Source organism: Acinetobacter sp. AR2-3 (genome assembly GCF_001878775.1).
Taxonomy (GTDB): Bacteria; Pseudomonadota; Gammaproteobacteria; order Pseudomonadales; family Moraxellaceae; genus Acinetobacter; species Acinetobacter lwoffii_D.
Map to the genome: position 1 here is coordinate 88,470 of NZ_MJIQ01000028.1, position 11,777 is coordinate 100,246.

The following is an 11,777-nucleotide window of genomic DNA, read 5'->3' on the forward strand; positions in this document are numbered from 1 at the left end:
AATTATTTAGAACCTTTAATCCCTGCTTGCAATAGCAATGCACCCAAACCACCAATTTTTTGCTCTTGTGGTTTAGCCGCTTGAGATTTCTTACCCTGAGGGCGATCACCTTGCGGACGTCCTTGCTGTGGACGTTTACCCTGAGGCTTACGTTCACCACGTGGCTCATTGTTCTCGCGACGTGGCTGACGTGGTGCTTTCGCCGGCGCTTCAGAACCTTCAGGACGCATCGACAGATTCACGCGGTTACGTTCAGCATCCACATTCAAAACACGGACTTGTACGATTTGACCCGGTTTCACCACTTTATGCGGATCAGCGACGAATTCATTGGCAAGTTCAGAAATATGTACCAAACCATCTTGATGCACGCCCACATCGACAAATGCACCGAAGTTAGTCACGTTAGTGACTACACCTTCCAGTTGCATGCCTTCAGACAATTGCGCAACTTCAGTAATGTCATCACGGAATTTAGCAGTGCGGAATTCTGGACGCGGGTCACGGCCCGGTTTTTCCAGTTCAGCCAATACGTCTTGAATCGTCGGCAGACCAAATTTCTCGTCTGCAAATTCTTCTGCATTCACTTGGCGAATGATTTCAGTATTGCCAATGATGTCTTTTACAGTCGTTGCTTTTGCTTCAACAATTTTGCTCACCAAAGCATATGACTCAGGGTGAACTGCAGACGCATCCAGTGGTTCTGTACCATCTTGAATACGCAAGAAGCCCGCAGCCTGCTCAAAAGTACGCTCGCCTAAACGTGGTACTTTTTTCAAAGACTGACGATTGTCAAAACGACCATTTTCCTTACGGAATTCCACAATTTGCTGTGCGATCGATTTATTCAGACCCGCGATATAACCCAGAATTGCTGCTGATGCAGTATTTACATCCACACCCACTGAGTTCACACAGTCTTCAACGACCGCTTCAAGGGTTTTCGCCAGACCGGTCTGGTTCACGTCATGTTGATACTGACCCACACCAATCGATTTCGGATCGATTTTCACCAGTTCTGCTAGTGGATCTTGTAAACGGCGTGCAATCGATACCGCACCACGAATAGATACATCTAGTTCAGGCAGTTCCTGTGAAGCTAGTTCAGATGCTGAATACACCGATGCACCTGCTTCAGATACAGAAACACGCGTCATTTTCAGATCACTGTTCGCAGCCATCATTTCAGCAACTAAAGCTTCAGTTTCACGGCTTGCAGTACCATTACCAATCGCGATCAGGTCAACATTGAACTCGCGGCATAAACGCGCCAGCTCGGCCAGTGAACCTTCTTTATCGTCTTTTGGTGCAAATGGATAAATCGTGCTGTGTGCAAGAACATCACCAGACTCGTTCACTACCGCCAGTTTCACACCGGTACGGATACCCGGGTCCACGCCCAAAGTGGTACGTGCGCCTGCAGGTGCAGAAAGCAGTAAATGACGCAGGTTTTCAGCAAAGACGTTCATCGCTTCTGTTTCAGCAGCCAGACGTTTTTCAGTCAGCAATGAATGTTCGATCGTTGGACGAACTTTACCGAGCCAAAATAGTTTTGCAGTTTGCTTCAAGAAATCCTGACGCGCTTGTGGCTGAACAGTTTCAAGATTGTATTCAGTTTCAATACGCGCCAACGGGGCATCATCTTCGCCATCCACTTTCAGGCCTAAAACGTTTTCTTGACGGCCACGCAGCATCGCCAATAAACGGTGTGAAGGCACTTTATTCAAGTTTTCAGAGAAATCGAAATAATCACGGAATTTTTTACCGACTTCTTTTTTCTCATCACTGGCAACCAAACTTTTCAGCACGGCAGTTTTTGCAAATGTCGCTTTAAGTTCAGTGGTCAGCGCGATATTTTGCGCCCAGTCATCAATCAGGATGTGCTGGATCGCATCAAGCTGGCTTTCAGTATCTGGGTAATCTTCATGGCTAAAACCCACCAAAGCTTCAGCTGGATCAACGGCTTCATTAAAGATTTTTTCGGCAATCGGGCCTAGACCGGCTTCTTTGGCCTTGAATGATTTACTGGTACGTTTTGGACGGTACGGCGCGTAAATTTCTTCTAATGCATTTTTGGTTTCCGCTGCATTCACACGCGCCAATAAGTCATCAGACAATTTATCTTGTTCTTTGAGTGATTCAATCACCTTGTCACGGCGCTCATACAAATCACGCAAGTATGATAAACGCGTATCGAGTTGACGTAGTTGCGTATCGTCCAAGCCTTGCGTTACTTCTTTACGGTAACGTGCAATAAAAGGAACACTGGCACCTTCATCAATAAGCTTGATGGCAGCCTCAACTTGATTTGGACGTACGGCAAGTTCTTTTGCCAACTGCTGAACTAAGTCAGTCATCGTGTTTGATCCCACAAGGATAAGTACTAAATGGCATGATTATAAAGACCGGGTCTATAAAATCCACCATTGTTTTTATTAATTTACCTCATCTTTATATTATGAAGTGCCATAGTTTTCAGCTTTTCCCGATAAAGTTTGTATGAACTTTGCTTTTTATCCAGCTTAAAATCGTATTTTTTGCTCATTTAGATGTATATATTTGGTATCTATGTCTTGATTTTAACTGCAATATTTGGTGCTTTAGAGCATAGTCAATTAATATCAATGAATCGTATACTCAAAGCCTATTTGATTTTTGTTTATGATGACAATAAAGAATAAAGGAGCATCTCATGAGTTTAGTTGTACCTGCTGAAAAAGCCGATGCCGTACATACCGAAACGGACCGGGTCGAACGGATCCTGGTGGTTGATGATGATGTTCGTCTGCGTACCTTATTACAGCGTTTTCTCGAAGATAAAGGCTTTGTGGTTAAAACTGCACATGATGCCACGCAGATGGATCGACTTTTACAGCGGGAACTGTTTTCTCTGATCGTGCTTGACTTTATGCTTCCGGTCGAAGATGGCTTGAGTATCTGTCGTCGTTTACGCCAATCCAATATCGATACGCCTATCATTATGCTCACCGCTCGTGGTAGCGACTCGGATCGTATTGCCGGTCTGGAAGCAGGTGCCGACGATTACCTGCCAAAACCATTTAACCCGAATGAACTGCTAGCGCGTATTCGTGCGGTATTGCGCCGTCAGGTACGCGAAGTGCCAGGTGCACCAAGCCAGCAGATGGAAGTCGTTTCTTTTGGTCCATGGTCACTGGATCTGTCCACCCGCACCCTGACCCGTGAAGGCCAAGTGGTAACACTCACTACCGGCGAATTTGCAGTACTCAAAGCACTGGTGCAGCATCCTCGTGAACCTTTAACTCGCGACAAGCTGATGAATCTGGCGCGTGGCCGTGAATGGGGTGCAATGGAACGTTCAATTGATGTTCAGGTGTCACGTTTACGCCGTCTGGTTGAAGAAAATCCTGCGCGTGCACGTTATATCCAGACCGTTTGGGGGGTGGGTTATGTGTTTGTTCCAGATGGTGCGGAGTAAATTAATACCTTGATTCATGACGGAGTCTGATGGTTTAAGCTCATTTATAGGGTTTAACCTGCGGTTCGCCTTACTTTTGTTTCGACAAAAGTAAGCAAAACCATTGTCATCCGCAAAACTCGACAACCTCCGTCATTCAAGCAATTCTCTCGCAGAAACATCATTGACCATCTTGAGTCGTGCCTCAAACAGTTGCGGATGACCTTAACGTGTATCCAACTACGGGGGAAGCCTCCCCTTTTGAGCAAAAGGACGCAATGTGAAACTCGACCCCATCGACCCACAAAAATTTACCGATTTTGTTACCTACTCAGAAAAAAAACGCACGCGTGGGGAACGCTTTCTGGACAAGATCAAACCGCGTTCTGCCGCCATGCGTACCACAGTTCTGGTGGTCTTTGTGGTCTGTTTCAGCCTGTTCATGTCTTTGTGGTTCTTCTGGCGTACCTTATTTTTACCTGAAATCCAGCAACATGCGCGTTATCTGGCCATGGAACTGGAAATTCTCAACAATCCCGATCTGCGCCTGTATCATAAACAGCAGGAAGTCGATATCGATGACTGGTTAAGAAACCGGGTCGGCATTGAATATGTTACCAATCCAGCAGAATATCCCACTGTCCGTGAAAAGCTGATTGCCGAATTTTTTACCCGGCAGATCGAAACCAAACTGGCCAAAGAGTTACGTATCGAACAAGCCACAGTCTATTTCCAGTTTAAGCCAAGTCCTCGTATCTGGATCCAGACCCCTGAAATGAATGGTCACTGGGTACAGGAACCTTTAAAGACCTATGCCAATTATAGTAATGAACTGATTTTAGGCTGGTTGCTCGGCACGCCAATTATTGTCGGCATCATTATTTTGACCTTGGTGCGTCAGCTCAACCGTCCTTTACGCCGTCTGCAGAATGCCGCCAACAGTTATAGTCGAATCGGTTCAGCGCCCTATCTGGATACCAATCATGGTCCACTGGAAATCCGTCAGGTCAATCATGCCTTTAACCAGATGATTTACACGCTGGATCAGACCGAGCGGGAACGCCGAATTATGCTGGCCGGTATTTCACATGACTTGCGCACGCCCTTAACCCGGATCCGCCTCAGTGCCGAAATGATGCCAGATGAAGACTTTCTCAAAGAAGGCCTGATTTATGATGTCGAAGATATGGACGCGATTCTGGATCAGTTCATTTCCTATATGCGCGACGGTTCCGATGAAGAACCGCAGGACACCAATGTCAATGTACTGCTACAGGAACTGGTCAAGCAGTTTAAACCGCTAGATATCCGTTTCACCCCACAAGATATACCGACCATTCAGGCACGTAGCATGTCGCTAAAAAGACTGATTGGCAATCTGATCAACAACTCAAAACGCTATGGTTCAGAACCAATTGAGCTTTCTGCGCATGTTGAAGAAGATCAACTGTTGATTTGTGTCGCAGACCATGGCGAAGGCATTCCGGAAGATCAGATTGAAGCCTTGATGCAGCCTTTTGTTCGGGGCAATTCGGCACGAACGGTACAAGGCAGTGGCTTGGGGCTGGCCATTGTTAAACGGATTGTCGATATTCACCATGGTCAATTACGTATCCATAATCGTCCTGAAGGTGGGCTGGAAGCTATCATTTCACTACCCGTGAATCAGGCGAACCCTGAGACACTTCCCCCCGCCACTACACTCGATAAAATTCGCCAAACCTTGACTGATCACTTTTAAGAAGTGATCAGTAATTCAACAAATGACTTTTTAGTTTTTCTATACAATTCATTTTATAGTTCACGAATTCAATCATTTAAAAATCATCATTTTTTATTATACCTACATTTAGCTAAAAAATTAGACCTTAGCCTAACACCTATGCACAATACATTTTTTGAGCGGTACAATCCGTATCATAGTTTAAGAATTAATGAGAGTTAAAATGTCTTTAGATCGTATCCGTTTAGCCTCCCTACACAACAAAGTCATCAGCCCTGAACAAGCGGCTGAATTCATCCAAGATGGCATGACTGTGGGTATGAGTGGCTTTACTCGCGCTGGTGAAGCGAAGGCGGTTCCTTTAGCTTTGGTTCAACAGGCAAAAGCAAATCCATTAAAGATCACGTTAATTACTGGTGCATCACTAGGAAACGATCTAGACAAACAACTGACTGAAGCTGGCGTACTGGCACGTCGTTTACCGTTCCAGGTCGACAACACTTTACGTAAGGCGATCAACAACGGCGAAGTGATGTTCATCGACCAGCATTTGTCTGAAACTGTTGAACAAATGCGTAACCAACAGCTGAAAAAACCAGATGTTGCGATCATTGAAGCGGTTGCAATCACTGAAGATGGCGGCATCATTCCAACCACATCTGTAGGTAACTCTGCAAGCTTTGCAATCTTTGCTGAAAAAGTAATTGTAGAAATCAATACCAACTTAAGCCCGGCATTTGAAGGCTTACACGATATCTATATCCCGTCATACCGTCCAACGCGTCAAGCGATTCCTTTGACTCAAGTGGATGAGCGTATCGGGACACATGCGATCAATATCGATCCATCTAAAATTGTTGGTATCGTATTTAACAGCGAATTGCACGACTCTCCATCTACTGTAACTGCACCAGATGATGAGACGCAAAGCATTGCCAACCATTTGATCGCTTTCTTTGAAAAAGAAGTGGCTGAAGACCGTCTACCGAAAAACCTGGGACCTCTTCAAGCAGGGATCGGTTCAATTGCAAATGCCGTATTGACCGGTCTGAAAGATTCAAACTTCGAAGACCTGATCATGTACTCAGAAGTTCTGCAAGACTGTACCTTTGAATTGATCGATGCAGGTAAGATGAAGTTTGCTTCAGGTTCGTCTATTACGCTTTCTGCTAAATATGGCGAAAAAGTATTTAACAACCTTGAACAATACAAAGACAAACTGGTATTACGTCCACAGGAAATTTCAAACCATCCTGAACTGGTACGTCGTTTAGGTATTATCGGCATCAACACTGCACTTGAGTTTGATATTTACGGTAACGTGAACTCAACTCACGTATGTGGTACCAAGATGATGAACGGTATTGGTGGTTCAGGTGACTTCGCACGTAATGCCCACTTGGCGATCTTCGTAACCAAATCAATCGCGAAAGGTGGCGACATCTCTTCTGTAGTGCCGTTTGCTTCACATATCGACCACGCAGAACATGATGTTGATATCCTAGTGACTGAACAAGGTCTTGCGGATCTTCGTGGTTTGGCTCCGCGTGAGCGTGCACGTGCAGTAATTGATAACTGTGCGCACCCAATGTACCGCGATGCGTTGAATGATTACTTTGACCGTGCATGTGCAAAAGGCGGCCATACCCCTCATCTTCTTCGTGAAGCGCTTTCTTGGCACTCAAACTTCGAAGAAAATGGTCACATGCTTGCTGTTGAAGCTGCAGTAAAAACTGCATAATTGACTGCATTCACAAAACGCCCTATGGGGCGTTTTTTTATGGCATTTTTATATTTTTTTTGAATAGTCAGAACCTGATTATATTAAGGAAGCCATCTGGCTATCACCTACTCTTTCTTCTTTTATTTATCCTGCCGATCTGCTGTAGAAATACACTTCTGATGCTCAAGGGCTTTAAATTCTGATTCTTCACCCTCATACTTGAACACAAGAGCAAAATTAGAGACATGACATGCGCGTAGATATCTGGTCAGATGTGGTTTGCCCCTTCTGCTATATTGGTAAAAAACGTTTAGAAGCTGCTGCACAAGAAGCAGGTATTGAGCTAGAAGTACATTGGCACAGTTTCCAGCTCGATCCTGAAGCACCGGTACGTCAGGAAGTCTCCAACTCTGAGCGTCTGGCGCAAAAATATGGCCGCACCGTGGCAGAAGTCGAAGAGATGCAGCGCAATATTGCTGAAATGGCCAAAGCCGAAGGTATTGAATTTAACTGGGAAGGTGCCAATTCAGGCAATACCTTTAATGCGCATCGCCTGATTCACCTGGCGCAAAGCAAAGGTTTGGGCAATGAAGCACAGGAAGCGTTCTTCTATAGCTATATGACCCAAGGTCTGGCGATTGGAGAACGTGAAACACTGGAAGATATCGCAGCGCGTATTGGCCTGAATCCGGTCGAAGTCGATGACCTGTTGGATTCGGAAGAATATGCTGATTTCGTCAAATTCGATCAGGAAGTCGCACATGAACAACTCAAAGTGACCGGTGTACCTTTCTTTGTTTTTGATCAACGTGTGGCATTGGCAGGCGCGCAGCCTAAAGAAGTTTTCCTGCAAGTATTTGAAAAAGCGCTCGATACATCAACCAACAGTCAGGCAGCACAGTGCTCACCAGAAACGTGTGACACGCCAGACCAAGCTAAATAAAACAACGTTCAATAAAAAAACCCCATTTTAAATGGGGTTTTTTTATTTGTTATTGAATGGCATTCGCTTAATCAACCAGAAAACTAATTTTTAAATTGACACGATATTCCGTGATTTTATTTTCTTTAATGACAACCTTCTGTTCATTGATCCAAGCACCTTGTACATTTTTGACCGTTTCCGTGACTTTTTGAATGCCCGTTTGAATCGCATCTTCAAAGCTTTTATTGCTGCTTGAATTGACTTCTACCACTTTTGCAATTGCCATAATAAAACTCTCAGCATGAAAATGAATGGAATTCCATCTTAGTCCATTCTTAGAAGATTGCAGCAGCTGGTAAACAAGCGATAGCAAAAACTTACATGGATTGAACAAAGCTCGAAATTCAGTTTTAAATTGGCAGATCGAAAACATATGACCTTTTATTTTGACACTCAATTAAGTCCAGATTTTCATCGCTAAAATAAAGTATAAAGCCCTGTAAAACCACACAAATCAAACTAGAGTAAATATACTAATTTATTGTTTTATAGAGTAATTTATCTAAAATTTACTGCCTAAATTTGCCGAATCTATCATTTTCTATTAAGTCTTATTTGCTATTATTTCACCCGAATTAAGTTTAAATATTCTCCTCTGTTCAAGTCATTGAACACTCTGATATTAAAGGTCATCCTATGAATGCTCTTAAATTTGCTTTCGCAGCAACCGTTATGGCTTTTTCTGTTCAAGCGTCTGCACAAATGGCGCAAGTGGTTCATCTGCCAGACTTTCCAGCGACTAAAGCACCTGCTGAAACAGTAAATGCAGATGCTGCGACTGTGGTAACTGAAAAAACGGCTTAATGCAAAGCTGTTTTTCATTAAAACGGGCTGATTGATTCAGCCTGTTTTTTTGATCACATTAAACACCTTCAATGTGAAAGACGCACAACTCTAAAAAAAATATCGACTATTTCCTACTCTCATTTTTTCTATTGATTTTTATCACTTTTAATTAAAAAATTTGTTTATAAAATACTCAAAATAGATCACTATTTTATGTGATCTCTGCTTATAATTGCAGCAATATAAATAGATTAATGATAAGAAAATTTTTTATGCATGAACTTCAGGCATTGGTACAGGGCAAAATTCTGCCTCAGTCAGTTTCTATTGATTATTTAATTGAAATGGCAGAAAGCTATACCGACTCGAATTCTGCTGAATACAGACTGGTCGAGCTGGCGGTTAACATCGTACTGGCACAAACCCTAGATAAAGCACTGAAACATCTCTAGAGATCAAAAAATGAATGCTTTAGAAAAAGCACACTTAATTAAAGAATTACATGGACTGGCGCAGCAACTGGAGCATAAAGTCCTGCCTTTATATGAAATTGCCCGTTCTAAAAAAAGAATACGCGATATTTTTAATCTGTGTAATGAGCCTATTTTCAAAACCCAGATTTCAGCATTTAAAGCCCGCACTCAGCCTGAACTTATCACCTACCAATTTTCTGCTAACACGTCTTATCATCTAAGCTTTCGTGGCTATTTCACCGAAATCTTGGCGCTGCAAAAAGCACTGTCTGCCCATCCGGATTCAGGCTGGGCAGTTTTACATCATCCTGAACGTGGCTGGCAAATCTGGCTGATTCCGGCTCCCCAAGCTCCTGCCCTGCACAGCCAATGGGCTGAATTGCAACACTGCTATATCTGGCTGTTGCAACAACAGCAGCAATTTTCGTGTCTGCAACAGGATCCCCCCTTGATCGTTCCTGCCTTATCCTTAAACGAAGCTGAAACCAGCTTAAAAGATGTGGAAACAACCAAATATCATCGGGGACGGCCGAGGGCAAGAATCCATGCGCTAGAACCACATCGCTCAGATGAGCTACCCATACAGGTACCCCCTGTATATGAGACTCCCGATCCTCAGCTCAAAGCTGAAACGATAATTCAGCAAGAACAGATCACAGCCTCCGAATTGATTCAATTCCCTGCACAGATCCAACTGGGCAAACTAAACGCTCATGTACACCCTTTAGGTTTAGAAGAAACTAATATCCAGCGGCTCTGTGCTTTAGAACTAGAATCCGATGTTGAACAACACCCTGTTTATCTGGATATTGTCTTATATTATGCGGCAGAAGATAACTGGCAGGCACGTCAGGTTTATTTGGTTGAGCAATTGAATCTGCAAGGTCAGTTTGTTAAATATCTGATGCTCTTAGGGGTACCGAGTCAGTTGCAGGCTCACTATTGTATTCAACATTGGCTGACCCATCATCAACATCAGGCTGCTGCGATTAAATCACTGGCGTGGTCTGTTATAAGCACCAGGTTCATGCAACTCGAGTTTTTTTCAACGGCTTACTTGCAGCAGGCTGAAACAGTCTGGACACAGCCAGATTACCATCCATTTATACCCGCACAGTCCATTCAAAAGCAGAAATTTATCTCGTTTAAAGAAGCTGCTGCGGATTTTTCTACCCCAGTGCTTTTGCTACAGGAACATCAAAAAATCCGAGTGATTCATGGTGAAAAACGCATCTCTCTCGCAGAGGATGAGCTGGCCTATCCATACATCTTGCTGCAACGCGACAAACAGCTAAATTGGCAGAATATTCACAATATTATTTTAACAATGCCACAACCCATTCGGGTATTAGAGCTTTATCGGGAAATTCAGGCTCAAATGATTGAATAATTGCTGTTATTTTGTAGCTTTAACTTGCTTTTTAAGGCCGTTTTTTAGAAAACTACAGCTGAATATAAGAATACAAGAGCAACAAATATCTCATGCAAATAAACAGGATTACTCAAATTTTACTGCTCTCTCTGGGCTTAGGAATGAGTGGTAGCATGTCTTGGGCAAATTCAGTCACAGCTGCTCCTGCCAGTCCAACAAATACAGAGCCAAGTCGATCAGGCTTGCTGGATCAGATTCCACGTTTGATCGATGCAACACCGACGGTTCTGCCAGAGCAATCAAGTGTCGCCATCGTTCCATCCACGCTAGAGACAGAAAATTATTCATGGGCGGATCAAAAACAGAAAGGCATCCGCGAATGGGCCGATCGTACTGCACATAAAATTGATAACTGGTTTGGTGAAACCGATCCGGATCAGCCAGCTGCAGCCACATTACGGATCATTCTAGATAATCGCTGGGATGAATATGAAGGCTATGAGATTAAGCCCCGAATCCGCGGCAAGATCAAGCTTCCGACCTTGGAACAAAAGCTGAGTGTGGTTTTTGGTGATGACAGTCTGGACAATGAATTAGACAGCAATGTCGCCATTACCAATGAAAATCCTGCCACTTCCGGAGATAAGCGTCTGGATACTAAACGTGCACGTGAAGATAACAGCTCTTTTGCCTTACGTTGGTCAGAATGGTCAGATCGCATTCCTTTCCAAACCGATCTGGATCTGGGCTTACGTTCTGGCGATGATATTTATCTGCGTGTCAAAGCCAGTAAGGATTGGACGTTGGAAAATGACTACTCTTTTCATGCCGAACAGATTTATCGCTATGGCACTCAAAGCGAAAACTATTTACGGACCAATCTGGAGCTAATCCATGCCCGTCCCAATCAGGCCTTTTTCTCCAATCAGCTTAGTCTGACTTATGCAGATGATCAAGACGATGATCTGACCTGGGACAACTACACCTTCAGGCAACATCAGTTTTTTCAGGACAACCGTTTCAGTTACGGCATTTATACCGGTGGTTATCTAAATGACAAGGATCTGCGTCTCAACCGCTGGGGCCCCTATGTGTCGTGGAGACAACCTTTTTTACGTGAATGGTTTTTTGTCCAGACCGACCTGAACTATTTGAATGATCATCGCGAAGATCGTGATCACTATGTCGGGGCTTTGGTGCGTTTAGAAGCGTTATTTTAAACTGACTGATACGAGAAAATAATAAAAGCCCATCATTCATGTAATGCCAGTCAGTTAAG

At 43.7% G+C, this 11,777-nt stretch carries 10 protein-coding genes; 8 read left to right on the forward strand and 2 right to left on the reverse strand.

Annotated elements, in window-relative coordinates; all coding sequences use genetic code 11:
* Positions 1–2: 2 nt before the first annotated feature.
* Positions 3–2,357 carry a Tex family protein gene (locus BFN00_RS03665; RefSeq protein ID WP_071850490.1) on the reverse strand — a complete coding sequence of 785 codons (2,355 nt, stop codon included), beginning with the start codon at positions 2,355–2,357 and terminating at the stop codon, positions 3–5.
* Positions 2,358–2,692: 335 nt separating this feature from the next.
* On the opposite strand from BFN00_RS03665, the gene ompR reads away from it, so the two are divergent.
* From ompR to BFN00_RS03685, 4 genes are all read left to right on the forward strand, one after another.
* Positions 2,693–3,457, forward strand: a complete 765-nt coding sequence (gene ompR / locus BFN00_RS03670) for an osmolarity response regulator transcription factor OmpR (protein WP_004278590.1) — start codon at positions 2,693–2,695, stop codon at positions 3,455–3,457.
* A gap of 259 nt (positions 3,458–3,716) precedes the next feature.
* Positions 3,717–5,177 (forward strand): ATP-binding protein, encoded by a 1,461-nt coding sequence (locus tag BFN00_RS03675; protein ID WP_071850491.1) that lies wholly within the window; start codon positions 3,717–3,719, stop codon positions 5,175–5,177.
* Positions 5,178–5,382: 205 nt separating this feature from the next.
* Complete coding sequence (gene scpC, locus BFN00_RS03680) at positions 5,383–6,900, forward strand: succinyl-CoA:acetate CoA-transferase ScpC (protein ID WP_071850492.1); 1,518 nt, start codon at positions 5,383–5,385, stop codon at positions 6,898–6,900.
* A gap of 232 nt (positions 6,901–7,132) precedes the next feature.
* Positions 7,133–7,825 carry a DsbA family oxidoreductase gene (locus BFN00_RS03685; RefSeq protein ID WP_071850493.1) on the forward strand — a complete coding sequence of 231 codons (693 nt, stop codon included), beginning with the start codon at positions 7,133–7,135 and terminating at the stop codon, positions 7,823–7,825.
* A gap of 67 nt (positions 7,826–7,892) precedes the next feature.
* On the opposite strand, the gene BFN00_RS03690 is transcribed toward BFN00_RS03685, so the two are convergent.
* A complete protein-coding gene (locus tag BFN00_RS03690) occupies positions 7,893–8,093 on the reverse strand; it encodes a dodecin family protein (protein ID WP_004278594.1) in 201 nt (66 codons plus the stop codon).
* A 410-nt stretch (positions 8,094–8,503) separates the two neighbouring features.
* Between BFN00_RS03690 and BFN00_RS15910 the strand changes: the two genes are divergently transcribed.
* The 4 genes from BFN00_RS15910 (at position 8,504) to BFN00_RS03705 (ending at position 11,718) form a co-directional block, all read left to right on the forward strand.
* Positions 8,504–8,671, forward strand: a complete 168-nt coding sequence (locus BFN00_RS15910) for a hypothetical protein (RefSeq protein WP_005267563.1) — start codon at positions 8,504–8,506, stop codon at positions 8,669–8,671.
* A gap of 254 nt (positions 8,672–8,925) precedes the next feature.
* A complete protein-coding gene (locus tag BFN00_RS03695) occupies positions 8,926–9,105 on the forward strand; it encodes a hypothetical protein (protein WP_005267565.1) in 180 nt (59 codons plus the stop codon).
* Between the two features lie 10 nt (positions 9,106–9,115).
* Complete coding sequence (locus BFN00_RS03700; protein ID WP_071850494.1) at positions 9,116–10,516, forward strand: hypothetical protein; 1,401 nt, start codon at positions 9,116–9,118, stop codon at positions 10,514–10,516.
* A 92-nt stretch (positions 10,517–10,608) separates the two neighbouring features.
* The gene (locus BFN00_RS03705) at positions 10,609–11,718 is read left to right on the forward strand and encodes a hypothetical protein (RefSeq protein ID WP_005108063.1); all 1,110 of its coding nucleotides are present in this window, start codon (positions 10,609–10,611) and stop codon (positions 11,716–11,718) included.
* Positions 11,719–11,777 lie beyond the last annotated feature (59 nt).

What these genes read in the sequence shown, in the direction of transcription:
- BFN00_RS03705 (WP_005108063.1), top strand. Translation starts at nt 10,609, where the DNA reads ATGCAAATAAACAGGATTACTCAAATTTTACTGCTCTCTCTGGGCTTA.
- BFN00_RS03690 (WP_004278594.1), bottom strand. Translation starts at nt 8,093, where the DNA reads ATGGCAATTGCAAAAGTGGTAGAAGTCAATTCAAGCAGCAATAAAAGC.
- BFN00_RS03665 (WP_071850490.1), bottom strand. Translation starts at nt 2,357, where the DNA reads ATGACTGACTTAGTTCAGCAGTTGGCAAAAGAACTTGCCGTACGTCCA.
- BFN00_RS03695 (WP_005267565.1), top strand. Translation starts at nt 8,926, where the DNA reads ATGCATGAACTTCAGGCATTGGTACAGGGCAAAATTCTGCCTCAGTCA.
- BFN00_RS03700 (WP_071850494.1), top strand. Translation starts at nt 9,116, where the DNA reads ATGAATGCTTTAGAAAAAGCACACTTAATTAAAGAATTACATGGACTG.
- BFN00_RS03685 (WP_071850493.1), top strand. Translation starts at nt 7,133, where the DNA reads ATGCGCGTAGATATCTGGTCAGATGTGGTTTGCCCCTTCTGCTATATT.
- ompR (WP_004278590.1), top strand. Translation starts at nt 2,693, where the DNA reads ATGAGTTTAGTTGTACCTGCTGAAAAAGCCGATGCCGTACATACCGAA.
- scpC (WP_071850492.1), top strand. Translation starts at nt 5,383, where the DNA reads ATGTCTTTAGATCGTATCCGTTTAGCCTCCCTACACAACAAAGTCATC.
- BFN00_RS15910 (WP_005267563.1), top strand. Translation starts at nt 8,504, where the DNA reads ATGAATGCTCTTAAATTTGCTTTCGCAGCAACCGTTATGGCTTTTTCT.